Origin of the sequence: Nocardia harenae NBRC 108248, assembly GCF_001612885.1 — a bacterium.
Taxonomy (GTDB): domain Bacteria; phylum Actinomycetota; class Actinomycetes; order Mycobacteriales; family Mycobacteriaceae; genus Nocardia; species Nocardia harenae.
Map to the genome: position 1 here is coordinate 163,574 of NZ_BDBH01000007.1, position 23,518 is coordinate 187,091.

The following is a 23,518-nucleotide window of genomic DNA, read 5'->3' on the forward strand; positions in this document are numbered from 1 at the left end:
ATTGTGCTGGTTTGCCCGCCGGAACGAACGGGTAATCGCCTGGTGACATGCGTGCGCAGCGCCGGTGGAGAGTGGTGTGCGCCCCCGGCAGGAATCGAACCTGCGACCTAGGGATTAGAAGGCCCTTGCTCTATCCAACTGAGCTACGGAGGCAGTCGCATCCACGGTGGCCGGCCGCAACCCCGCGCGAACCGGCACGGCGAGTATAGCGACCCGGTACGACCTCGACCCGGCAGCCGTCCGTCACGGAGTTTCGCGCTCGCACTACGCTGGGTCGTATGTCCGCCCCGCACGAATCTGCTCCGGTGAGCGATGTTCCGGTGGCGGGGCCCGTCACCGTTCCCGTGCTGCTCGGCGTCGCCGGTGCCGTCGGCGCGGTGGTCGCCGCGCTCGTCGTCGGGCTCTCGGCGGCCGAGGCGCTGACCCTGCTCGGCATCCCCGATCCGGGGCCGCTCACCACCTACGGCCTGCCCGCGGTGCGGGCGCTGGCCGATCTGGCGGCGGCGCTCACCGTCGGGTCGCTGCTCTTCGCGGCCTTTCTGGTGCCGCCGCAGCGGGACGGCCTGCTCGACGTGGCCGGGTACCGCGCGGTGCGCCGCGCCTCCGACGCGGCGCTGGGGTGGGCCTGCTGTGCCGCGCTGCTGGTGCCGCTCACCGCATCGGACACCACCGGGCGGCCGGTGCGCGACGTCTGGCAGCCCGCCGAGCTGTGGCGCGCGGTCGGGCAGATCGAGCTGGCCGGGGCCTGGCGCAGCACGGTGCTCTGCGCGTTGATCGTCGCGGTCGGCGCCCGGCTGGCGCTGCGCTGGGGCTGGACCCCGCTGCTGCTGCTCGGCGCGGTGATCGCCATGATGCCGCTGGCGCTGACCGGGCACTCCTCCTCCGGCGGGTCGCACGACGTCGCGACCAACTCGCTCATCCTGCACCTCGTCTCCGCCGCGGTCTGGGCGGGCGGGCTGGCCGCGGTGCTGGCGCACGCGCTGCGCGACGGCACGCACACCGCGCTCGCCGCGCGCCGGTTCTCCGCGGTCGCGGCGGTTGCCTTCGTGGTGATCGCGGCGAGCGGGGTGGTCAATGCCTGGGTCCGGGTGCCGCCCGGCGACCTGTTGGACACCACCTACGGCCGGCTGGTGCTGGCCAAGGCGGCCGCGCTGATCGTGCTCGGGGTCGTCGGGTACCTGCAGCGGCGGGCCGCGCTGCCCGCGCTCGACGCCGATCCGGGGGATCGCCGGGCGCTGGTGCGGTTCGCGGGGGTCGAGGTGCTGCTGCTCGCCGCCACCTTCGGGCTGGCCGCCGGGCTCGGCCGGACCCCGCCGCCCGCCCTCGACACCGTGCCGTCGGCGACCGAGGTCGAGCTCGGGTACGACCTGGCCGGGCCGCCGACCTTCGCCCGGCTCGCCCTCGACTGGCGCTTCGACCTGCTCTTCGGCACCGCCGCGATCGTGCTCGCGGTGCTCTACCTGCTCGGCGTGCGCCGGCTGCGGAAGCGCGGCGACCGCTGGCCGGTGGGGCGCACCATCGCCTGGCTCTCCGGCTGCGCGGTGCTGCTCGTCGCGACCTCGTCCGGGGTCGGGCGGTACTCCCCGGCGGTGTTCAGCGTGCACATGGGGGCGCACATGGCGCTCTCCATGCTGACGCCGATCCTGCTCGCGCTCGGCGGCGCGGTGACGCTGGCGCTGCGCGCGCTGCCACCGGCGGGCCGGGAGAACCCGCCGGGGCCGCGGGAGTGGCTGCTGGCCGCAGTGCACAGCCCGGTGTCGAAGTTCCTGACCCACCCGATCGTCGCCTCGGTGATCTTCGTCGGCGGCTTCTACGCGCTCTACCTGGGCGGCATCTTCGACGCCTACGCCGACTCGCACGCCGCGCACGTCCTGATGAACCTGCATTTCCTGCTCAGCGGCTACCTCTTCTACTGGGTGGTGATCGGGATCGACCCCAAGCCGCGCCGGGTCGAGCCGCTGACCCGGCTCGGCATGGTCTTCGGCTCGCTGCCGTTCCACGCCTTCTTCGGCATCGCGCTGATGAGCATGACCACGGTCATGGGCGCCTGGTTCTACCGCAGCCTCGGCATGGAGTGGAACGGCGACCTGCTCGGCGACCAGCGCACCGGCGGCAGCCTGGCCTGGGCCAGCGGCGAGGTGCCGCTGGTCGTCGTGATGCTCGCGCTGCTCATCCAGTGGTCGCGCAGCGACGAGCGGCTGGCCCAGCGCACCGACCGCGCCGCGGACCGCGACCACGACGCCGAGCTGGCCGCGCACAACGCCATGTACGCCGAGCTCGCGCGGCGCGACCGTGGGCCGCGCGGTGACTGACTCCGCGACCACCGTCGCGCCGCCGCTGGTGCTCCGCTCCGACGTGCGCGCGGCCCGCAGGCGGCTGGCCGGGCAGCTCCGCAAGACCCCGGTCTTCCACACCACCGTCGCCGGCTTCCCGGTCTCGCTCAAGCTGGAGTACCTGCAGCACGGCGGCACCTTTCAGTTCCGCGGCGCGCTCAACGCCCTGCTCACGGTGGCCGAGCGGCCCGAGCGCGTGGTGCTCGCCGCCGGCGGCAATGCCGGGATCGCGGTCGCGCTCGCCGCCGCCCGGCTCGGCCTCGCCTGCACCGTCGTCGTGCCGGAGACGGCGCCGCACAGCAAGGTCGCCGCCATGTGGTCGCACGGCGCCGAGGTGCGCTGGCAGGGCACCACGCACGACGCGGCCTGCGCGCACGCCGTCGAACTCGCGGCGGAGCAGGGCGCGCTGTACCTGCCCGCGCACGACACCCCCGCGGTCATCGCCGGGGCCGGAGTGCTCGGGCTGGAGCTGGAGGTGCAGGTGCGCGGCAGGCCGCCGGTGCTGGCCGCGGTCGGCGGCGGCGCGCTGATCGGCGGGCTGGCCGCCGCGCTCGGCAGGCGGCAGCCGGTGCTCGGGGTGGAGCCGGAGCGCAGGGCGCTGCTGCGCGCCGCGCTGCGGGCGGAGCGCCCGGTCGCGGTGCCCGCCGCCGGCTCCGCGGGGCCGGACCGGATCGGGGCGATCGCGCTCGAGCTCGCCCGCCGTGCCGCCGTACCCGTGCTCACCGTGCCCGACGACGCCGTCGACGCGGCCCGCGACCAGCTCTGGCGCGAGTTCCGGATCGTGGTCGAGCCCGCGGGCGCGGCGGCGCTCGCGGCCCTGCTCAGCGGGGCCTTCGTCCCCGACCCGGGGCGCCGGACCGTCGTGGTGCTGTGCGGCGCGAACGGCGACCCGGCCGGGCGCTGAGCCCGGAATTCCACAGGGCCGAAGTTATCCACAGCCCCCCTTCGGCGGGTGCCTTCGCCGGTCCCGCTGCGGCACGCTGGGAGCCGGACACGAAACAGCGTGCAGGCGAAGGGGGCGCAAGGATGTACGAGGCGATGGCGACGGTGGCGGGCACGGTGGTCACCCACCCGGCGAAGCGGGAGCTGGCGAACGGGGAGCCGGTGATCACCTTCCGGGTGGCGAGCACGTCCCGGCGGTTCGATCAGGGGTCGGGGGAATGGGTGGACAACGGGACGTTGTTCCTCACGGTGAGCTGCTGGCGGCGGCTGGTGCCGGGGGTGCACGCCTCGCTCCGCCGCGGCGACCCGGTGCTGGTGCACGGCCAGCTGCGCACGCACGAGTACCGGGCCAAGGACGGCGTCGAGCGGCGTGACCTGGAGATGCGGGCCGTCGCCATCGGCCCCGACCTGGCCAGGTGCACCGTGGCGATCAGCAGGCGGGCCGAGCGGCCGCGGCCGCAGGGCGCGGAGCCGGACGCGGTCACCGAGCCCATGCCGGAGGCGGGGGTGGCGCCGCGGGAGCTGCCGGTGGCGGCGGCCGCTGCCACCAGCCCGTTCCCGGATCGCGCGGCCGGATCGGGTACGGTTGGCCGCCCGGGTCCCACCCCCATCGCCGAGCCGGTCGACGCCTGAGCGCGCGGTCGGCGGGGTGCCGACCGGGCCAGCTCCCGCACGTTATCCGTTTCCTTCCACCGATAGGCTTTGCTCCATGGCTGAGTTCATCTACCAAATGAAGAAGGTTCGCAAGGCGCACGGCGACAAGGTCGTGCTAGACGACGTCACGTTGAACTTCCTTCCCGGCGCCAAGATCGGTGTCGTCGGTCCGAACGGCGCCGGTAAGTCGAGCGTGCTGAAGATCATGGCCGGACTGGACCAGCCGAACAACGGCGAAGCGTTCCTCGCGCCCGGCGCCACCGTCGGCATCCTGCAGCAGGAGCCGCCGCTGAACGAGGAGAAGACCGTCCGCGGCAATGTCGAGGAGGGGCTCGGCGAGATCAAGGTCAAGCTCGACCGCTTCAACGAGATCGCCGAGCTCATGGCCACCGACTACTCCGACGAGCTCATGGACGAGATGGGCAAGCTGCAGGAGGATCTGGACCACGCCGACGCGTGGGACGTCGACTCCCAGCTGGAGCAGGCCATGGACGCGCTGCGCTGCCCGCCGCCGGACGAGCCGGTCACCAATCTCTCCGGTGGCGAGCGCCGCCGGGTCGCGCTCTGCAAGCTGCTGCTGAGCAAGCCCGACCTGCTGCTGCTGGACGAGCCGACCAACCACCTGGACGCCGAGTCGGTGCTCTGGCTGGAGCAGCACCTGGCGCAGTACGCGGGCGCCGTGCTCGCCGTCACCCACGACCGGTACTTCCTGGACAATGTGGCCGGCTGGATCCTGGAGCTGGACCGCGGCCGGGCCTACCCGTACGAGGGCAACTACTCCACCTACCTGGAGAAGAAGGCCGAGCGGCTGGAGGTCCAGGGCAAGAAGGACCAGAAGCTGCAGAAGCGGCTCAAGGAGGAGCTGGCCTGGGTGCGCTCCGGGGCCAAGGCGCGGCAGGCCAAGAACAAGGCCCGCCTCGGCCGCTACGAGGAGATGGCCGCCGAGGCCGAGAAGATGCGGAAGCTGGACTTCGAGGAGATCCAGATTCCGGCCGGGCCCCGGCTCGGCAATGTGGTGGTCGAGGTGGAGCACCTGGACAAGGGCTTCGGCGACCGCCAGCTGATCAAGGATCTGTCGTTCACCCTGCCGCGCAACGGCATCGTCGGCGTCATCGGCCCGAACGGTGTCGGCAAGACCACGCTGTTCAAGACCATCGTCGGGCTGGAGCAGCCGGACAGCGGCACGGTCCGGGTCGGCGACACGGTCAAGCTGAGCTACGTCGATCAGAGCCGCGGCGGCATCGACCCGGCCAAGACGGTGTGGCAGGTGGTCTCCGAGGGGCTCGACTTCATCCAGGTCGGGCAGCAGGAGATGCCGTCCCGCGCCTACGTCTCGGCCTTCGGCTTCAAGGGCCCGGATCAGCAGAAGCCGGCCGGGGTGCTCTCCGGCGGTGAGCGCAACCGGCTGAACCTGGCGCTCACCCTCAAGGAGGGCGGCAACCTGATCCTGCTCGACGAGCCGACCAACGACCTCGACGTGGAAACCCTGAGTTCGCTGGAGAACGCGCTCGAGCAGTTCCCCGGCTGCGCCGTGGTGATCTCGCACGACCGCTGGTTCCTGGATCGCACCTGCACGCACATCCTGGCGTGGGAGGGCGACTCGTCGAACGAGGCGAAGTGGTTCTGGTTCGAGGGCAACTTCGAGGCGTACGAGGCGAACAAGATCGAGCGCCTCGGCCCGGAAGCGGCGCGCCCGCACCGGCTCACGCACCGCAAGCTGACCCGCGACTAGTTTTTCCAGCCGGAATTTCCGGGTGGACCCGATCGTGACCGGTCGGGACCACCCGGCCGGTCCGGTCTCCGTCTCGCCACGGCTCCGCAACTTATTGCCCCACCAGTAGCTTCCGGACTGTCGCGCCGTATTCGCGCGGAGTCGATAGTGTGGGTTACGTGCAATTCCAGGTTCGGTCTGAACCTCCCTCGCTCCGCCGTGCACTCGCCCTCCGCCGCCGAGTGGTGAAATCCGCCGTCGCAGTGCACGTTCCCGGACCCGCTGGAATGTCCGGCGCGCCCCGCCGAGGTGGTTCTCCCCGCATCAGGGCCGATGCACGGTTGATCACCGAATCCGTACCGAGGGAGATGTCAGGAGCATGACGGTGTCGTCCGAAGTGTCCACAGAGCAGTGGTCCGAGAGTTTGCCGGAGCAGGTGCGCGGGTCGCTGGCCGACCTCGAGGAGGCGTACTTCCGGCATGTCGACGCCGGCGACATCGACTACGCCATCAGCGGCGGCACCGACATCTTCCGCCTGCACATCGATCTCGCCCGCGTGCGGCGGCGCGGCGAGGCCGTGGTGCGGGTCTTCCACCCCGACGCCTCCGACTTCGGCCCCGCGGTGCAGATCGTCACCGACGACACGCCGCTGCTGGTCGAGTCGGTCACCGCGACGCTCGGCAAGCTCGGCGTCCGGATGGTCGAGCTGGTGCACCCCATCTTCGAGGTGCGCCGCGAGAACGGTGTCCTCGCCGCCGTCACCCCGCACGAGGCCGGGGGCAGGAGCGAGGCCGGGGTTCCGGAGTCCTGGATGTTCATCCAGCTGCCGCCGACGGTCAGTTCCGCGCTGCTGGAGAAGGTGCGCGGCTCGATCACCGACGTCATCGACGACGTGCGGCAGGTGGTCGCCGACACCGACGAGATCGTCCGGCAGCAGCAGGCCGTCGCCGCCGCGCTGCGCGCCGCCGCGGAGCGCGGTGCCGGGCCGTTCCCGGCCGAGGATCTCGGCGACACCGCCAAGCTGCTGGACTGGCTGGCCGAGGGCAATTTCACCGTGCTCGGCTACGGCCGCTACCGCTACCACGACGGCGACGAGGTGCCGGAGCCGGTGCAGGAGAGCTGCCTCGGTGTGCTCGCCCCCGACGTCGGCACCGACTTCGCGGTCCCCTTCGCCGGCGCCGACCGGCCGCTGCTGGTGCTGACCCAGGGGCTGGTGCGGGCCACCGTGCACCGGGCGGCCTACCCGTACTTCGTCGGCGTCGCCGACTTCGACGAGTCCGGCGCGGTGATCGGCGAGCACGTCTTCCTCGGCGTCTTCACGGTCACGGCGGTGCACGAGAACGTGCTCGACATCCCGGTCATCGCGCGCCGGGTGCAGCGGGCCATCGAGCGCAGCGGGCACGAGCTGTCCTCGTACTCCGGCCAGGCCATGCTGGAGACCATCCAGTCGCTGCCGCGCACCGAGCTCTTCTCCGCCGACGCGGACAGCCTCGGCCACACCGCCTCCGCGGTGCTCACCGTGCGCCAGCGCAGGCAGGTGCGGCTCTTCCTGCGCGCCGACCGGCAGGGTCGCTTCGTGGCCTGCCTGGTGTACCTGCCGCGGGATCGCTACACCACCGAGGTGCGGCTGCGCATGCAGGGCATCCTGGGGCAGGAGTTCGGCAGCGACGACATCGAGTACTCGGTCCGGGTCAGCGAAAATGAAATCGCCAGCGTGTATTTCACGATCCGGATGCCGCGGGGGACCGACCTGCCCGACACCGGCGACGAGAACCGCAGGCGGATCCAGCGGCAGCTGGTGGAGACCAGCAAGTCCTGGCAGGACCGGCTGGAGGAGGAGCTGGCCGGTACCGCCGTCGTCACCTCCGAGGTGCTCGACCGGTACACGGAGGCCTTCCCGGCGAGCTACAAGCAGGATTTCGACGCGGCCCGCGCGCTGGCCGACATCGTGCGGCTGGAGCGGCTCGGCGCCGACACCATCGATCAGTTCCTCTACCGCACCCCCGATTCCGCGCCGGGGTCGTGGCGCTTCAGCCTCTACATCGGCGGCTCCGGGGTCTCGCTCAGCCAGGTGATGCCGGTGCTGCAGAGCCTCGGCGTGGAGGTGGTGGACGAGCGGCCGTACCGGATCGCTCCGCGCGCGGGCGCGGGCACCGCGGAGCGCGCCGAGTGGTGGATCTACGACTTCGGCGTGCAGGCCCGCCCCGAGCTGCTGCGCGACGCGCTGGACAAGGACCTGGACGCCGAGCTGCTGCGCTCGCCGAACGGCGCCACCGCGGTGCACGCCCCGCTGGAGGGGCTGCGCGACCGGTTCGTGCAGGCCTTCGAGGCGGCCTGGTTCGGCGACGCCGAGGCCGACGGGCTCAACGAGCTGGTGCTGCGCGCCCGGCTGGCCTGGCGCGACGTCTCGGTGCTGCGCGGCTACGCGAAGTACCTGCAGCAGGCCGGGTTCCCCTACAGCCAGGCCAATATCGCCAGGGTGCTGCTGGTGTACCCGGAGGCGGCCCGGCTGCTGGTCGACCTCTTCGCGGCCAGGTTCGACCCGGACGCCAACTCCGCGGAGCGCGCCGCCGAGCTGGAGGGGCGGCTGCGCACCCGGATCGACGAGGTGGTCAGCCTGGACGCCGACCGCATCCTGCGGGCCATGCTGGGGCTGGTGCGCGCCACCCTGCGCACCAACTACTACGTCACCGGCGCCGAGGGCGAGCCGCGCGATTTCCTCTCGATCAAGGTGGAGCCCGCCGAGATCGCCGAGCTGCCCAAGCCGCGGCCGAAGTACGAGATCTTCGTCTACTCGCCCCGGGTCGAGGGCGTGCACCTGCGCTTCGGCTCGGTGGCGCGCGGCGGGCTGCGCTGGTCCGACCGGCTGGAGGATTTCCGCACCGAGATCCTGGGCTTGGTCAAGGCGCAGGCGGTGAAGAACGCGGTGATCGTTCCGGTCGGCGCCAAGGGCGGGTTCGTGGTGAAGCGGCCGCCCGCGCCCACCGGTGACGCGGCCGCCGACCGCCAGGCGCTCGCCACCGAGGGCGTCATCTGCTACCGCACCTTCATCGCGGGGCTGCTCGACCTCACCGACAATGTCGACCTCTCCACCGGCGCGGTGCGGCCGCCCGCGCGGGTGGTGCGGCGCGACGGCGACGACGCGTACCTGGTGGTCGCGGCGGACAAGGGCACCGCGCGCTTCTCCGACGAGGCCAACGACGTGGCCAAGCAGTACGGGTTCTGGCTCGGCGACGCCTTCGCCTCCGGCGGCTCGGCCGGGTACGACCACAAGGCCATGGGGATCACCGCCCGCGGCGCCTGGGAGAGCGTCAAGCGGCACTTCAGCGAGCTCGGGATCGACACCCAGACGCAGGATTTCACCGTCGTCGGCATCGGCGATATGAGCGGCGACGTCTTCGGCAACGGCATGCTGCTCTCCGAGCACATCCGGTTGGTGGCCGCCTTCGATCACCGGCACATCTTCCTCGACCCGGACCCGGTCGCGGCCACCTCGTACGCCGAGCGGCGGCGGATGTTCGAGCTGCCCCGCTCCTCCTGGGCCGACTACGACACCTCGCTGATCAGCGCAGGCGGCGGGGTCTGGGAGCGCACCGTGAAGTCGGTGCCGATCAGCGCCCAGGCCAGGCAGGCGCTCGGGCTGGCGGACGGCGTCACCGCGCTCTCCCCGCCGGAGCTGGTGCGGGCCATCCTCAAGGCACCGGTGCAGCTGCTCTGGAACGGCGGCATCGGCACCTACATCAAGGCGAGCAGCGAAACGAACGCCGACGTCGGGGACAAGTCCAACGACCCGGTCCGGGTGAACGGCAACGAGCTGCGGGTGGATGTCGTCGGCGAGGGCGGCAACCTCGGCGTCACCGCGCTCGGCCGCATCGAGTTCTGCCTGGACGGCGGCAAGATGAACACCGATGCGCTGGACAACTCGGCCGGTGTCGACTGCTCCGACCACGAGGTCAATATCAAGGTGCTGCTCGACGGCGTCGTCAGCAGCGGTGAGCTGGCCGCGGCCGACCGCAATCCGCTGCTCGCCTCCATGACCGACGAGGTCGCGGAGATGGTGCTGCGCGACAATGTCACGCAGAACATGCTGATGGGCGTCTCGCGCACCGAGTCGGCGCACATGGTGAGCGTGCACCGCCGGCTCATCGACGACCTGGAGCAGCGGCGCGGGCTCGACCGCGAGCTGGAGGCACTCCCCGCCGACACCGAGCTGGAGCACCGCTACGAGCACCACAGCGGCCTCACCTCACCCGAGCTCTCCAACCTCATGGCGCACGTCAAGCTGGCGCTCAAGGCCGACCTGCTCGACTCCGACCTGCCGGACATCCAGCACTTCGCAAACCGGCTGCCGCAGTACTTCCCGACGCCGCTGCGCGCGCGCTTCGCCCCGGCCATCAAGCGGCACCGGCTGCGCCGCGAGATCATCACCACGATGGTGGTGAACGAGGTGGTCGACTACGGCGGCATCACCTACGCCTACCGGCTGCGCGAGGAGATCGGCGCGGGCGCCACCGACGCGGTGCGCGCCTTCGCCGCGGCGGCGCAGATCTTCGACCTGCCCGCGCTCTGGCAGCGGATCCGGGACTGCGATGCCCCCGCCGTGGTCCGCGACCAGCTGGAACTCGAGACGAAGCGCACACTCGACCGGGCCTCGCGCTGGTTGCTGATCAATCGCCCGCAGCCCATCGCGGTCGGCGCCGAGATCAACAGGTACGCCGCCGGGGTGGCGGAACTGCGCGAGGCGGCGCCGAACTGGCTGCGCGGCCCGCACGTCGCCAGCCTGACCGACCAGGCCTCCGACCTGATCGCCCGCGGCGCGCCGACCGACCTCGCCACCGAGGTGTTCGGCCTGCTCAACCTGTATCCGCTGCTCGACATCCTGGACGTCGCCGACATCGTGAACCGGGACGGCGACGAGGTCGGGGCGCTGTACTACGCGCTGAACGAGCACCTCAAGATCGACTGGCTGCTCGCCGCGGTGAGCGGGCTCGAGCGCGGCGATCGCTGGCACGCGCTGGCCCGGCTCGCGCTGCGCGACGATATGTACGGTTCGCTCCGTTCGCTGACGATGGACGTGCTCAGCGACTCGGAGCCGGACGAGGAGCCGGGCGACAAGATTGCATACTGGGAGTCGAGGAATCAGTCCCGCCTCGGGCGCGCCCGGGCGGCACTGGCCGAACTGTTCGAGTCCGGCACCCACGACCTCGCCACCCTCTCGGTTGCGGCGCGGCAGGTCCGAAGCATGGTGAGCGGCGTGGGTGCGTAACCGGAGGTATCAGAAGTGACCAGCGTCGACGTACGTGACCGTGTCCGGGGAGCGGGTGCGCTCCAGCTCCGCTTCCACGCCAAGGTGGATATTCGCTGGTCCGATATGGACGTCTTCCAGCACGTGAACCACGCCAGGATGGTCACGCTGCTGGAGGAGGCGCGGATCCCGTGGCTCTTCGAGGACGGCAGGCCGACCGCGGCCATGCGGGAGGGCTGCGTCCTGGCCGACCTGCACGTTCGCTACCGCGGGCAGCTGCGGCACGAGGACACTCCGCTCGATATCGCCATGCACATCACTCAGCTGCGGGCGGTCGACTTCACCATCGGCTACGAGGTCAGGGCGGCGGGCGCAGCGCCGGACTCCGCCCCGGCGGTGACGGCGACGACGCAGATCGCCGCCTTCGATATCCGGACCCAGCGGCTGCGCCGGCTGACCGACGCCGAGCGCGGCTACCTCGCGGAGTGGATGGAGTGAGCCGCTGACCGGGGATCAGCGGGTTCTGCACGTCGCGGATCCGGCGGAGCGGGAGAATCTGGCGACCTTCGCGAACCGGGCGGCCCGGCTGGACCCGGCGGCGGTGATCCGGCTGCGCAGGCGCGGGCCGGAGCTGGTCTCGGCCTGGGCCGCGACCGGCTTCGAGACGCTCGCGGTACGGACCGTTTCGGCCGATCTCGCGCTGGACGACGTGACCGTCTCCGCCGACCTGCTGCTGAGCGGGCTCGGCACCGGGCAGCCGATCGACCTCGGCTACTCGCTCGACTCCGCCTGGCGCGGCGCGCTTCCGCCCGGCGACGGGTGGGCGCACGTGGACGACGTGCCCGCGCGCACCCTGGTCGAGCTGGCCGAGCGCGGGGTCGAGCTGGCCAGGGAGCACGGGAGCGGGCACGGGCCGCCCGCCTCGCTGCTCGACCAGCCGGTGCTCACCGTCACCGGTGCGGATGCCGAGGTCGCGGTGCCCATGCGCGTGGTCTTCGCGCTCACGGCCATGGACTTCATTCCGCACTCCGGGGACAAGGCGGATGCCCGGCGAATTCCGGCCGAGGAGATCGTGCGGGTCCGCAGTACCCGTACCTGGTTCCGCATCGACGCCCGCTACGGATCGGTCGCCCGCAGGCACGGTGGCGGTATTCCGCTGCTGCCGAACTGAGCCGGGGCCGGTCGCGCCCGGAGCGCCGAGGGCGGCGGCGATCGGCAGTGACGCTGTTCCGGGCGGGGTGGCGGCGAGCGGGTGCGCTTGCCGCCCTGGGCCCGGTCCCGCGCCGGACGACGGTGCGCGGTGTGCCGAAGTCCGACCGGCTCTGGGGCAGAGCCCGGCAATCGCGCATCGCTCGCGGGCGGTGCGGTCAACAGAGTGCCAGCGTCAGGCGACGCCGAGCAGCCGCAGCCCGGCGGTCACTCCCGCTGCGGCCGGCACTACCACGAGCAGGGGTGCTCTGCGCCAGGCCAGCACCCCCGCGACCGCGACCCCGCAGGGCAGGGCGAGCCCGATCCGCTCGCCGAGCGGGAAGGTCTGGGTCGCCATCATCGCGGCGAGCAGCACCACCGCCGCGATCTCCAGCAGTTCGGTGGCCCGTGCCGGAAAGCGGACCCGCTCGCGCAGCACCGGCCCCGCCGCCCGCAGCGCGTAGGTGCCCGCGGCGAGGGCCAGCATTCCCCCGATCAACACGGCGCCTGCTCGCGCGCATCGAGGCCGGGGAGCCCTGTGGCCGGCATGGTCGTTGGCGTGCGCGGGGCGCGGGCGGACCGCTCGGCGGTCAGCATGACGCCGGTTCCCGCGCATCGCGAGCCGGCCACGCCACCAATAACCCGGCGAGGGCGACGAGCACCGGCAGCCCGGCGGGCAGGAACGGGGTGCTCACGACCGCGAGAACCGCGCCGGTGAGCGCCGCCCGCCGCGTCCGCCGCCGCGCGAGCGCGGGCAGGATGAGCGCGAGCAGTACGGCGGGGAACACCGCATCCAACCCGAACGCCGCGGTGTCCGGCACCAGACTGCCGACGATCGCGCCGAGCGCGGCCCCGGCGGGCCAGGCCAGCAGCACCCCGACCCCGCCGAGCCAGTAGGCCGCCCGCCGCCGCTCCGGCTCGGATTCCGCCACCGCGAGCGCGACCGCCTCGTCGTTCATGACGTGCACGCCGAGCAGCCGCCGCGCCCCGCGCCCGACCACATCCGGCACCGCCAGCCCGTACGGCAGGTGCCTGGTGTTCACCAGCAGCCCGGCCAGCACCGCGGCGATCACGCTGCCGCCCGCGCCGACGATCCCCACGAACAGGAACTCCGACCCACCGGCCAGCACGAGCACCGAGAGCAGCATCGGCACCCAGGCGGGCAGCCCGGCCGCCACCGCGGTGGCGCCGTAGGAGACGCCGATGACACCGACCGCGAGACACACCGCGGCGATGCCGCGCAGCGTCCCCCGATCCAGCACATCGGGGACGAGTGTTCGCCATATCGAACGCATGACTCTTATACTGAACGCCCGGCGGTCTGTTCGTCAATGGGGCCCGGTCCGTGGTTTCCTGGGCGCGTGACAAGGCCCGACCCCGCCCCGCCGCAGGCGGCGATCGCCGCCGCCCTGCGCCGCGAGCGCACCAGGGCCGGGCTCTCGCTGAGCGAGGTCGCGAACCGCGCCGGCATCGCGAAGTCCACCCTCTCGCAGCTGGAATCCGGCGCGGGGAACCCGAGCCTGGAGACCCTGTGGGCGCTCTGCGTCGCCCTGGACATGCCGTTCCCGCGGCTGCTCGACCCACCGCACCCGGCGGTCCAGGTGATCCGCGCGGGGGAGGGCCCGGTCGTCGCCTCGGCCGAGGCCGACTACCGGGCGATGCTGCTGGCCGCGGGGCCGGCGAATTCGCGCCGCGACCTCTTCCGGATCACCAGCGAGCCGGGCCACGCCCGCGACTCCGATCCGCACATCCCCGGCGTGGTCGAGCACATCCTGCTCGCCGCGGGCCGTGCGATCGCGGGCCCCACCGAGGAGCCGGTGGAGCTGGCCCCCGGCGACTACATCTCCTACCCGGGCGACCGCCCGCACGTCTTCGAGGCGCTCGAACAAGGCACCTGGGCGCTGCTCGTGGTCGAGTACACCTGACTCGGGCGGTGTTGCTTCGAGCCCGGGTCAGGCGGCGCCCTCGCCGAGATACTGCAGCCACTGCGGGTCCAGCTCGGCGGTGGTGGAGAGCAGCCGCCAGTGCGGCCCCTTCGGCGAGACCAGCTGGGCGCGCAGCACCCAGCCCAGCTCGCTGAGCATCTTGTCGGCCTTGCGGTGGTTGCACGGCGCGCAGCTGGCCACGCAGTTCTCCCAGGAGTGCTCGCCGCCGCGGCTGCGCGGGATCACGTGGTCGATGGTCTCGGCCTTGCCGCCGCAGTAGCCGCAGCGGTAGCGGTCGCGGTGCATGAGCGCGGCCCTGGTCATCGGGACCCGGGCGCGGTAGGGGACGCGTACGTAGGTGCGCAGCCGGATCACCGAAGGCACGGCGACCGCGGACTCGGCGGAGTGCACCACCGGGTTCTCCGGGGCCTGGTGCACCGGGTCGGCCTTCTCGCAGATGAGCAGGACGACGGCGCGCCGGGCGGAGAGCGCGGTGAGCGGTTCGTAGGTGGCGTTCAGCAGCAACACCCGGCGCTTCAACCAACTGGGAGCCTCGGGCGGCGGGGCCGATCGCAGGACCGGCAGGTGGCCGGTGGGGTGATGGGAACCCGGATATCGTTCGGACAGGATGTGCAGCGGAGTGGCCCCCGACCCACGGCTGTGGACGTCGGCGGGCTGGAGTTGTCGGTGCCCACGCGCCTCGGGGGACCGGGCGCCGTGCCGCTGCTTCATCGGGGGGACCTCGATTTCATGATTGGCAGGATCATGTGTTATCTCAGCTGAGATTGTCCCCCAGTTGACCACGGTTTCTCCTGGATTGCACGGTGATTTCGCGCAATCTCCGGTTAACGGCGGCTGAATCACCCGGGGCCGGGTACCCGCTTCCGGTGCGCCCGGCCCGTGGCGGCGCGGTCGCCGGGGAGGCGGCAGAATGGAGCCGCGGCACCGCATCCGAACCAGCCCCGAGAGGACCCATGACTTCCGGCGAGCAACCGACGACGTCGTTCTACTCCGAGATCGGCGGCGCCGAGACGTTCCGGCGGATCCTGGCGACCTTCTATCGCGAGGTGGCCGCCGACCCGGTGCTCCGGCCCATGTACCCGGAGGAGGATCTGGGGCCCGCCGAGCGCAGGCTGCTGATGTTCCTGGAGCAGTACTGGGGCGGCCCGCGCACCTACTCCGACGAGCGCGGCCACCCCCGGCTGCGGATGCGGCACATGCCGTTCAGCATCGGCCCGATCGAGCGGGACGCCTGGTTGCGCTGCATGCGCACCGCGGTCGCGGAGATCGAGCCGGAGGTGCTGGACGACCAGCACCGCAAGCAGCTCCTCGACTACCTGGAGATGGCCGCGAATTCGCTGATGAACGCGGCCTGGTGAGCACCGCCCGACGGGCGTGATGTCCGATTGTTCGGCACTATGGCGGGTGTGACTGTTCCCCCCGCAGAGTCCACGCCCTGGTGGAAGTCGGCCGTCTTCTACCAGGTGTACCCGCGCTCGTTCGCCGACTCCGACGGTGACGGGGTCGGTGATCTCGGCGGCATCCGGGAGCGCCTCGGCTACCTGGCGGAGCTCGGGGTCGACGCGCTCTGGATCTGCCCGGTCATGCGCTCGCCCATGGCCGACGGCGGCTACGACGTGGCCGACCCGCGCGATATCGACCCGCTCTTCGGCGGGCTGCCCGCGATGGACGAGCTGATCGCGGCGGCGCACGAGCGTGGCATCCGGGTGACCATGGACCTGGTGCCGAACCACACCAGCAGCCGGCACGCCTGGTTCGAGGCGGCGCTGGCCGCCGGGCCGGGCAGCCCCGAGCGGGCCCGCTACATCTTCCGGGACGGCCGCGGCGCGGACGGCTCCGAGCCGCCGAACAACTGGCCGAGCATCTTCCGCGGCCCGGCCTGGACCCGGATCGTGGAGCCGGACGGCACCCCGGGGCAGTGGTACCTGCACATCTTCGCCGCCGAGCAGCCCGACCTGAACTGGGAGAACGCCGACGTCGTCGCCGACTTCGAGCAGACCCTGCGGTTCTGGCTGGACCGCGGCGTCGACGGCTTCCGGATCGACGTCGCGCACGGCATGGCGAAGCCGCCCGGGCTGCCGGACATGGCCAGGGTGGAGACCAAGATGCTCATCCACGACGACAACGATCCGCGCTTCAACAACCCGGGCGTGCACGACATCCACCGCCGCATCCGCAAGGTGATCGACGAGTACCCCGGCGTGGTGAGCATCGGCGAGGTCTGGGTGGACGACAATGTCCGCTTCGGCGAGTACGTGCGCCCGGACGAGCTGCACCTGGCCTTCAACTTCCGGCTCGCCGAGACCTCCTTCGAGGCCGCCGACATCCGGGACGCGGTGGAGAACTCGCTGGCCGCGGTGGGCCCGGTCGGGGCAACCCCCACCTGGACGCTCTCCAACCACGACATCGAGCGCGAGGTCACCAGGTACGGCGGCGGGGCGGCCGGGCTCGCGCGGGCCCGGGCGATGGCGCTGCTCGAGCTCGCGCTGCCTGGCGTGGTCTTCGTCTACAACGGCGCCGAGCTCGGGCTGCCGAACGTCGACGACCTGCCGGACGAGGTGTTGCAGGACCCGGTCTGGGAGCGCTCCGGGCACACCGAGCGCGGCCGCGACGGGTGCCGGGTGCCGCTGCCCTGGTCCGGCGCGGCGCCGCCGTTCGGCTTCACCGGCGGCGCGGCGAGCTGGTTGCCGATCCCCGCGGCGTGGGCCGATCGCACCGTCGAGGCGCAGCTGGCGCAGCCCGATTCCACCCTCGCTTGCTATCGGGCCGCGCTCGCGCTGCGCCGCACCAGGCCGGAGTTCGCGGCCGACGGGCTGGAGTGGCTGGACTCCCCGCCGGACACCGTCGCGGTGCGCAGGCCGGGCGGGCTGACCTGCGTGCTGAACGCCTCACCCGTGCCGATCGCGCTGCCGCCGGGCGAGCTGCTGCTGGCCAGCGGTCCGCTCGCGGGCGGTGAGCTGCCGCCGGATACCGCCGCCTGGCTGGTCTGACGGTGGGTCGGAGGAAGAACTACTACACAGGATCGGATATCTTTGTTCGGTGAGCATTCTCGAGACTGTGCTGATTTTCGGCGGCGTTCCGCTGGTGATCTACGGTGCGATCGCCGGCCTGTCGTACCTCGGCAAGCCGCTGCCCGGCGAGAAGCCGGCGCACTACGAACTCGGTCAGCCGTGGACGCATGATCCGGTGCTGTGGAGTGCCACCGACGAGGTGATCGGGCACGGGCACCACGGTGGGCACGGTGCCGCCGCGGAACTGATCGGAGGCCGGGCAAGTGGCAAGTTCTAAGTGGCCCGCGGTGGTCGAGACCGACCTGCCGCACGGGTACGCGCTGACCAGCAGTGGCCGGGTCTCCGGGGTGCACGATCCGGCGACCGAGTTCCGGAAGCCGCCGTTCACCGACCACGAGCGGGTGGCGCTGGACAACGCGCTCACCGAGGCGACCAGGGCCACCGGCGTCCGGTTCACCGTCTACATCGGTGGTCTCGGCGCTGATCCGGCGGCGGGCGCGGACGCGCTCCTCCCCACCGTCCCCGACGCCGAGCGCGCGGTGCTCATCGCCGTCGCGCCCGGCGACCGCGCCATCGAGGTGCGCTCCGGGCACGAGATCGAGGATCGGGCCAACGACCGGGTCTGCCAGCTCGGCGTCACCGCCGCCTCCAGCTCGTTCCGCCAGGGGCAGCTGATCGACGGGCTCGTCTCCGCCGTGCGGGTGATGGCCGCGGCCATCGGCCGCTGACGCTGCCGGAGGTTTCGGCGCTGCCGCGCCCGCGCTTTCCGCGTTCGGCGCGGTCCGGCAGGACCGCGCCGAACACGTTTCCCTACGCCCCCTGGTCGAAGGCCCGGGCGCGCAGGGCCCGCTCGACACCGGCTTTCCCCTCGCTGACCAGCCGCCGCAGCGCCGGCGGGTGCTCACCCGCAAGGAACTCGTCCGCCTTGGCGACCGCCTCCTCGCTGATCACCCAGGACGGGTAGAGCCCCACCACCACGGTCTGCGCGACCTCACTCGAGCGCCGCTCCCACACCCCGGCGATATCGCTGAAGTACCGATCGAGGTACGGCCCCACCAGCTCACCCTGCCCGGTCGGGGCGAACCCGCCGACAATGGCCCGCGCGGTGATGTTCGGCACCGTGTCGTCCTCCATGACCGTCGCCCACGCCTGCGCCTTCACCTCGGCGATCGGCCGCGCCGCCGCCGCGGCCGCCGCCTGCCGCTTGCCCGCCGCGGTCGGGTCGTTCGCCAGCTCCTTGTCGATGGCGGGCGACTCGGTGCCGTCGGCGTCGAGTTCACCCGCCGCCGCCAGCGCGGCCACGATGCGCCAGCGCAGGTCGGTGTCGACGAGCAGGCCGGGCAGCCCGACCCCGGCCGGGTCGCCGTCGAGCAGCTCGCGCAGCACCTCGGTGTGCCCGGGCGAGAGCCGCGCCGCGGCCAGCGCGTTCACGAAGGCGAGCTGGTGATCCGAGCCCGGCTCGGCCGCGCGCGCCAGCTCGAGCAGCCGGTTGGCGAAGTCCGGCCAGCCGGTGTCGCTCGCCCACTCCGGCTCGGTGTAGGAGGCCAGCGCCGCGTGCGCCTGCATGAGCAGCCGCTGCACCACCCCGATCTCGGACTCCGCGCCGACTCCGCGCTGCACCAGCGCCACGAAGTCGCGCGCCTTGAACTCGGCCTGCCTGGTCATCTCCCAGGCCGCCGACCAGGCCAGCGTGCGCGGCAGCGGCTCGGCGATATCGGCGATCCGATTGACCAGCACGTCCAGCGAATCCGGGTCGAGCCGGACCGAGCAGTAGGTCAGGTCGTCATCGTTGACCAGCACGAACTTCCCGCGCGGCACCCCGACGAGCTGCGGCACCTCGGTGCGCTCCGCCGCCTCCAGGTCCAGCTCGATCCGGGTGCTCCGGACCAGCTTGCCGTCCTGCTCGTCGTAGACGCCGATGGCGAGCCGGTGCACCCGCTGCTCGCCCGCGCCCGGCGCGGCGCCCTCCTGCACCACCGCGAACGAGGTGAAGGCGCCGTCGTCGCCCACCTCGAACTCCGGGCGCAGGATATTCAGCCCGGTGGTCTTGAGCCACTGCGCGCCCCAGTCGGAGAGATCGCGTCCCGAGGACTTCTCCAGCGCGGCGAGCAGGTCGTCGAAGGTGGCATTGCCGTAGGCATGGTCGGCGAAGTAGGCGCGCAGCCCGGCCAGGAACGGCTCCAGCCCCACGTAGGCGACGAGCTGCTTGAGCACGCTGGCGCCCTTGGCGTAGGTGATGCCGTCGAAGTTCACCTCCACCGCGGCCAGGTCCGGGATGTCGGCGGCGATCGGGTGCGTCGAGGGCAGCTGGTCCTGCCGGTAGGCCCAGGACTTCTCGACATTGGCGAAGGTGGTCCAGGCACTGGTGTACTCGGTCGCCTCGGCCTGGCAGAGCACCGAGGCGAAGGTGGCGAACGACTCGTTCAGCCACAGGTCGTCCCACCACTTCATGGTGACCAGGTCGCCGAACCACATGTGCGCCATCTCGTGCAGCACGGTCTCGGCGCGGCGCTCGTAGGAGGCCCGGGTCACCTTGGAGCGGAAGACGTAGTCCTCCAGGAAGGTGACGGCGCCGGCGTTCTCCATGGCGCCCGCGTTGAACTCCGGCACGAAGAGCTGGTCGTACTTGCCGAAGGCGTACGGCACGCCGAAGTTCTTGTGGTAGAAAGCGAAACCCTGCTTGGTCTCGGTGAAGAGCCGCTCGGCGTCCATGAAGTCCGACAGCGAGGCGCGGCAGTAGATGCCGAGCGGGATGGTGCCGTGCTCGTCGGTGTAGGCATCGGTCCACTGCGCGTACGGCCCGGCGATCAGCGCCACCAGGTAGGTGCTCATGCGCGGGGTGGTGGCGAAGACGTGGGTGCCCGGCGCGGCGCTCTCCCTGGCGGCGGCCGCGCCGTTGGAGATGACCTGCCAGTCGGTGGGGGCGGTGACGGTGACGTCGAAGGTGGCCTTGAGGTCGGGCTGGTCGAAGCAGGCGAACATGCGCTTGGCGTCGGCCGTCTCGAACTGCGAGTACAGGTAGACGCCGCCGTCGGCGGGGTCGACGAAGCGGTGCAGCCCCTCGCCGGTGTGCGAGTACTCGCAGTCGGCCTCGACCACCAGCTCGTTGCGCTCGGCCAGGTCGGTGAGCGCGATGCCGGTGGCCTCGTCGTAGCCGCTCACGTCGAGCTGGGCGCCGTTCAGCACCGCGGAGCCGACGCCGCGGGCCACGATGTCGACGAAGGTGCTCGCACCCGGGGTAGCGGTGAAGGTGATCGCGGTGCGGGAGCGGAAGGTTCCCTCACCCGGTTTGCCCGCGCCGTCGGTCAGATCGAGGTCGATGCGGTAGTTCTCGACCTGCACCACCGCGGCGCGCTCGATCGCCTGGTCGCGGGTCAGGTTGGGTGCGGACACAGTGCTCCTTCGGGGTTCGGATGACGGCAACGATGCCACGGTCTGTAGCTTTCACCCTACGAAATATGGTGGGGTCATCAACCTGCGACGGAGGTCCGAGTGAAGCACGTGCACGCAGGCAAGGTCCGCGACCTGTACTCCGACGGCGACACCCTGGTGCTCGTCGCCTCCGACCGGGTCTCGGTCTACGACGTGTCCCTGCCCACCCCGATCCCGGAGAAGGGCGCACTGCTCACGCAGCTCTCGAACTGGTGGTTCGAGTTCTTCGGCGACATTCCGAACCACGTGCTCTCCACCACCGACGTGCCCGCCGAGTTCGCCGGGCGCGCCATCCGGGTCAAGCCGCTGCGCATGGTGCAGGTCGAGTGCATCGCCCGCGGCTACCTGGTCGGCATGGGGCTGCGCGAGTACCAGCGCGACGGCGCGGTGTCCGGGGTGAAGCTGCCCCCCGGGCTGCGCGAGGGCGACAAGCTGCCGGAGCCGATCTTCACCCCGACCACCAAGATCTCCGACACCGGGCACGACGAGTTCCTGACCTTCGCCGAGGTGGTGGACCAGGAGGGCCGCGAGGTGGCCGAGCTGCTGCGCGACCGCACCCTCGACATCTACGCCCGCGGCGCCGCGCACGCCGCCGAGCGCGGGGTGATCGTGGCCGACACCAAGGTCGAGTTCGGCTGGGACGGTGCCGTGCTCACCCTCGGCGACGAGGTGCTGACCTCGGACTCCTCCCGCTTCTGGCCCGCCGACGAGTGGGAGCCGGGGCGCCCGCAGCGCTCCTTCGACAAGCAGTTCGTGCGGGACTGGGCCACCTCGACCGGCTGGGACAAAGAGCCGCCGGGGCCGCAGATTCCGGCCGACATCGTCGAGGCGACGCGGGCCAGGTACGTGCAGGCATACGAGCTGGTGACCGGCCGCACCTGGGCGGGCGTCCCGGTCTGAGCGGGCCGTAGCCGGGCGAATCCCGGGTCTCGCGGGCTCAGCCGTCGCCGAGGTGCTGCGCGAGCCGGTCGAGGAAGGGCCGCGGCCCGGACCCGAGTTTCTCCCGCGCGGCCGCCAGGTCGAACCACTCGACCCGGTCCAGCTCGGGGAACGCGGTGATCGTCCCGGAGCGCGGCGGCCACTCCAGGTCGAAGGTGCCGGGCACGATCGCCGCCGGGTCCAGCTCGCCGCGCACCGCCCAAGCCGCGAGGTTCTTGTAGGTGCGCCCGCTGCGGTACCGCACCGCGCCGAGCGGCACCCATTCCCCCGCCGGCACCGGAAGCCCCAGCTCCTCGGTGAACTCCCGCGCGGCGGCGACCTCCGCGTCCTCCGCCTCCGGGTCGTACTCACCCTTGGGCAGGGTCCAGGCGCTCGCGTCCTTCTTCGCCCAGAAGGGCCCGCCCATGTGCCCGAGCAGCACCTCGGCGACCGGCCCCGACTCCCGGTACAGCAGCACGCCCGCGCTGAAGGTTTCGCTCACGGTCCAGCAGTATGCCGCAGCCGGGCGGCGCGCAAGGTGAGGTAGTCGCGCTCCGGTGTGCTGGTGCTGGCCGCCGCTGCCGCGTCGTAGTGCGCGACGGCACGCGCGGTGTCGCCCGCGAGTTCGCGCAGGTGCCCGCGCACGGCATCCAGCCGGTGGCTGGTGGCGAAGGCCGGTTCGAGCCCCTCGGTCGCCGCCAGCCCGGCGGCCGGGCCGTGCACCATGGCCACCGCCACCGCCCGGTTCAACGTGACCACCGGGCTCGGCGCCACCCGGTCCAGTGCGGTGTAGAGCGCGAGAATCCCCGCCCAATCGGTCTCCGCGACCCGCAGCGCCTGCGCGTGCAGCGCCGCCACCGCCGCCTGGATCCGGTACGGCCCGTCCAGCCCCGCCCGGATCGCCGCGGTCGCCAGCCGGACGCCCTCGCCGATCATGGCGCGATCCCAGCGCGCGCGGTCCTGCTCGGCCAGCGGGATCAGCTCGCCGTGCGGCCCGGTGCGCGCACCCCGCCTGGCATCGGTGAGCAGCAGCAGGGCCAGCAACCCGGTGACCTCGGGGTCGTCCGGCAGCAGCCGGTGCAGTGCGCGGGTCAGCCGGATCGACTCGGCGGCCAGATCCGCGCGGTGCAGCTCGGCGCCCGCGCTGGCGGTGTGACCCTCGGTGAAGATCACGTACAGCACCCGCAGCACCGGCTCCAGCCGCTGCCGCCAGGCCGCAGGGTCCGGGCGGACGAAGGACAGCCCGGCGAGCTTCTTCTTGGCGCGCGCGATGCGCTGCGCCATGGTCGCCTCCGGTACCAGGAACGCGGCGGCGATCGCCCTGGTCTCCAGCCCGCCGACGGCGCGGAGCGTGAGCGCGACCGCCGCCGCCTCCGGCAGCGCCGGGTGGCAGCAGAGCACGTACATGGCGAGGGTGTCGTCGCGGGCGGGCACCTCGGCGTCGGTGACCGCCAGGTCGAAGACGGCCTCCTCGCGCCTGCGCCGCGCCACCTCGGCGCGCACCGTGTCGGTGAGCCGCCGCTGCGCCACCCGCAGCAGCCAGCCGCGCGGGTTCTCCGGCAGCCCGTCGGCAGGCCACTGGGTGGCGGCGGCGATCAGCGCCTCCTGCACCGCGTCCTCGGCGGCGCCGAAATCGCCGGAGCGCCGGGCGAGCACCCCGAGCACCTGCGGGGCCAGCTCGCGCAGCAGCAGTTCGACCTCGGGCGGCAGCCCGTCTCTCACCGCGGCAGCCCGTCCCTCACCGCGGCGGCGCGGACATCACGGCCCGCACCTCGATGTACTCGCCCATCGGCGCGCCACCCGGGCCCGGCGCCGCCGACATCCGCGCCGCGATCTCCACCGCCCGCTCCCGGCTCGCCACGTCGACCAGCAGGAAACCGGCGAGGAACTCCTTGGTCTCCGGGAACGGCCCGTCGGTGACCACCGGCGCGGTGCGGCCGTCGGCGTGCACCACCAGCGCCTGGTCCGGCCCGGCCAGCCCCTGCGCGTCGACCAGCTCCCCCGCGGCGGCGAGCTGCGCGGCCAGCGTGCGCTGGAAGTCGATGTGCGCGGCGATATCGGCGGGCTCCCACTCGGCCAGCGGGGTGTCGCAGTAGGCGGCGGTGGCGTGCGACTTCAACAGCATGTATTTCACGGGA

General features: G+C 72.2%; 20 protein-coding genes and 1 tRNA gene. 13 read left to right on the forward strand and 8 right to left on the reverse strand.

The genetic code is table 11. The features are described 5' to 3' along the window. Positions 1-79: 79 nt before the first annotated feature. Positions 80-153: transfer RNA gene (locus tag NH2_RS16380), tRNA-Arg, on the reverse strand. 125 nt (positions 154-278) lie between these two features. Here NH2_RS16380 and NH2_RS16385 point away from each other — a divergent pair. The 7 genes from NH2_RS16385 (at position 279) to NH2_RS16415 (ending at position 12,056) form a co-directional block, all read left to right on the forward strand. Then, the gene (locus NH2_RS16385) at positions 279-2,312 is read left to right on the forward strand and encodes a bifunctional copper resistance protein CopD/cytochrome c oxidase assembly protein (protein ID WP_067654461.1); all 2,034 of its coding nucleotides are present in this window, start codon (positions 279-281) and stop codon (positions 2,310-2,312) included. After that, positions 2,305-3,237, forward strand: coding sequence for a pyridoxal-phosphate dependent enzyme (locus NH2_RS16390; protein ID WP_067654462.1), 933 nt, complete (start codon positions 2,305-2,307; stop codon positions 3,235-3,237). Before NH2_RS16385 ends, NH2_RS16390 begins: the two co-directional genes overlap by 8 nt. Before the next feature lie 122 nt (positions 3,238-3,359). After that, a complete protein-coding gene (locus NH2_RS16395; protein WP_084505597.1) occupies positions 3,360-3,908 on the forward strand; it encodes a single-stranded DNA-binding protein in 549 nt (182 codons plus the stop codon). Between the two features lie 76 nt (positions 3,909-3,984). Beyond that, positions 3,985-5,661 carry an energy-dependent translational throttle protein EttA gene (gene ettA / locus NH2_RS16400; RefSeq protein ID WP_067654464.1) on the forward strand — a complete coding sequence of 559 codons (1,677 nt, stop codon included), beginning with the start codon at positions 3,985-3,987 and terminating at the stop codon, positions 5,659-5,661. 358 nt (positions 5,662-6,019) lie between these two features. Continuing rightward, positions 6,020-10,906: an NAD-glutamate dehydrogenase gene (locus NH2_RS16405; protein ID WP_067654466.1), complete on the forward strand. Its 4,887-nt coding sequence runs from the start codon at positions 6,020-6,022 to the stop codon at positions 10,904-10,906. Positions 10,907-10,921: 15 nt separating this feature from the next. Then, the gene (locus NH2_RS16410) at positions 10,922-11,383 is read left to right on the forward strand and encodes an acyl-CoA thioesterase (RefSeq protein WP_067654468.1); all 462 of its coding nucleotides are present in this window, start codon (positions 10,922-10,924) and stop codon (positions 11,381-11,383) included. A 4-nt stretch (positions 11,384-11,387) separates the two neighbouring features. Then, complete coding sequence (locus NH2_RS16415; protein ID WP_067654470.1) at positions 11,388-12,056, forward strand: DUF8185 domain-containing protein; 669 nt, start codon at positions 11,388-11,390, stop codon at positions 12,054-12,056. Between the two features lie 213 nt (positions 12,057-12,269). On the opposite strand, the gene NH2_RS16420 is transcribed toward NH2_RS16415, so the two are convergent. Then, complete coding sequence (locus NH2_RS16420; protein WP_067654472.1) at positions 12,270-12,560, reverse strand: AzlD domain-containing protein; 291 nt, start codon at positions 12,558-12,560, stop codon at positions 12,270-12,272. 103 nt (positions 12,561-12,663) lie between these two features. Then, a complete protein-coding gene (locus NH2_RS16425; protein WP_067654474.1) occupies positions 12,664-13,368 on the reverse strand; it encodes an AzlC family ABC transporter permease in 705 nt (234 codons plus the stop codon). Positions 13,369-13,434: 66 nt separating this feature from the next. On the opposite strand from NH2_RS16425, the gene NH2_RS16430 reads away from it, so the two are divergent. After that, entirely contained in the window at positions 13,435-13,998 is a 564-nt protein-coding gene (locus NH2_RS16430; RefSeq protein WP_245650606.1) for a helix-turn-helix domain-containing protein, read from the forward strand. Positions 13,999-14,025: 27 nt separating this feature from the next. Here the strand turns inward: NH2_RS16430 and NH2_RS16435 are convergent, their stop codons facing one another. Then, positions 14,026-14,730, reverse strand: a complete 705-nt coding sequence (locus NH2_RS16435; protein ID WP_245650607.1) for an HNH endonuclease — start codon at positions 14,728-14,730, stop codon at positions 14,026-14,028. Between the two features lie 242 nt (positions 14,731-14,972). Here NH2_RS16435 and NH2_RS16440 point away from each other — a divergent pair, with 242 nt between their 5' ends. From NH2_RS16440 to NH2_RS16455, 4 genes are read left to right on the forward strand one after another with little or no spacing between them, the layout of a single operon-like run. Then, the gene (locus NH2_RS16440; RefSeq protein ID WP_067654480.1) at positions 14,973-15,377 is read left to right on the forward strand and encodes a globin; all 405 of its coding nucleotides are present in this window, start codon (positions 14,973-14,975) and stop codon (positions 15,375-15,377) included. 39 nt (positions 15,378-15,416) lie between these two features. After that, positions 15,417-17,009 carry a glycoside hydrolase family 13 protein gene (locus tag NH2_RS16445; protein ID WP_067654482.1) on the forward strand — a complete coding sequence of 531 codons (1,593 nt, stop codon included), beginning with the start codon at positions 15,417-15,419 and terminating at the stop codon, positions 17,007-17,009. Positions 17,010-17,058: 49 nt separating this feature from the next. Beyond that, positions 17,059-17,307, forward strand: coding sequence for an aa3-type cytochrome oxidase subunit CtaJ (gene ctaJ, locus NH2_RS16450; protein ID WP_067654484.1), 249 nt, complete (start codon positions 17,059-17,061; stop codon positions 17,305-17,307). After that, positions 17,294-17,758, forward strand: coding sequence for a DUF5130 family protein (locus NH2_RS16455; RefSeq protein ID WP_067654486.1), 465 nt, complete (start codon positions 17,294-17,296; stop codon positions 17,756-17,758). The genes ctaJ and NH2_RS16455 overlap by 14 nt, the downstream gene beginning before the upstream one ends. Before the next feature lie 82 nt (positions 17,759-17,840). On the opposite strand, the gene pepN is transcribed toward NH2_RS16455, so the two are convergent. Further along, a complete protein-coding gene (gene pepN, locus NH2_RS16460; RefSeq protein ID WP_067654488.1) occupies positions 17,841-20,423 on the reverse strand; it encodes an aminopeptidase N in 2,583 nt (860 codons plus the stop codon). 99 nt (positions 20,424-20,522) lie between these two features. Between pepN and NH2_RS16465 the strand changes: the two genes are divergently transcribed. After that, positions 20,523-21,362 carry a phosphoribosylaminoimidazolesuccinocarboxamide synthase gene (locus NH2_RS16465; protein ID WP_067654490.1) on the forward strand — a complete coding sequence of 280 codons (840 nt, stop codon included), beginning with the start codon at positions 20,523-20,525 and terminating at the stop codon, positions 21,360-21,362. A gap of 37 nt (positions 21,363-21,399) precedes the next feature. Here the strand turns inward: NH2_RS16465 and NH2_RS16470 are convergent, their stop codons facing one another. Genes NH2_RS16470 through NH2_RS16480 form a run of 3 tightly spaced genes read right to left on the reverse strand, consistent with a single transcriptional unit; the run spans position 21,400 to position 23,514 of the window. Then, a complete protein-coding gene (locus NH2_RS16470) occupies positions 21,400-21,882 on the reverse strand; it encodes an NUDIX hydrolase (RefSeq protein WP_067654492.1) in 483 nt (160 codons plus the stop codon). Next, a complete protein-coding gene (locus NH2_RS16475) occupies positions 21,879-23,102 on the reverse strand; it encodes an RNA polymerase sigma factor (RefSeq protein WP_245650609.1) in 1,224 nt (407 codons plus the stop codon). The genes NH2_RS16470 and NH2_RS16475 overlap by 4 nt, the downstream gene beginning before the upstream one ends. A 16-nt stretch (positions 23,103-23,118) precedes the next feature. Beyond that, a complete protein-coding gene (locus NH2_RS16480) occupies positions 23,119-23,514 on the reverse strand; it encodes a YciI family protein (RefSeq protein ID WP_218021713.1) in 396 nt (131 codons plus the stop codon). Positions 23,515-23,518 lie beyond the last annotated feature (4 nt).

What these genes read in the sequence shown, in the direction of transcription:
- NH2_RS16385 (WP_067654461.1), top strand. Translation starts at nt 279, where the DNA reads ATGTCCGCCCCGCACGAATCTGCTCCGGTGAGCGATGTTCCGGTGGCG.
- NH2_RS16395 (WP_084505597.1), top strand. Translation starts at nt 3,360, where the DNA reads ATGTACGAGGCGATGGCGACGGTGGCGGGCACGGTGGTCACCCACCCG.
- ettA (WP_067654464.1), top strand. Translation starts at nt 3,985, where the DNA reads ATGGCTGAGTTCATCTACCAAATGAAGAAGGTTCGCAAGGCGCACGGC.
- NH2_RS16405 (WP_067654466.1), top strand. Translation starts at nt 6,020, where the DNA reads ATGACGGTGTCGTCCGAAGTGTCCACAGAGCAGTGGTCCGAGAGTTTG.
- NH2_RS16420 (WP_067654472.1), bottom strand. Translation starts at nt 12,560, where the DNA reads ATGCTGGCCCTCGCCGCGGGCACCTACGCGCTGCGGGCGGCGGGGCCG.
- NH2_RS16425 (WP_067654474.1), bottom strand. Translation starts at nt 13,368, where the DNA reads ATGCGTTCGATATGGCGAACACTCGTCCCCGATGTGCTGGATCGGGGG.
- NH2_RS16435 (WP_245650607.1), bottom strand. Translation starts at nt 14,730, where the DNA reads ATGAAGCAGCGGCACGGCGCCCGGTCCCCCGAGGCGCGTGGGCACCGA.
- NH2_RS16440 (WP_067654480.1), top strand. Translation starts at nt 14,973, where the DNA reads ATGACTTCCGGCGAGCAACCGACGACGTCGTTCTACTCCGAGATCGGC.
- NH2_RS16445 (WP_067654482.1), top strand. Translation starts at nt 15,417, where the DNA reads ATGGCGGGTGTGACTGTTCCCCCCGCAGAGTCCACGCCCTGGTGGAAG.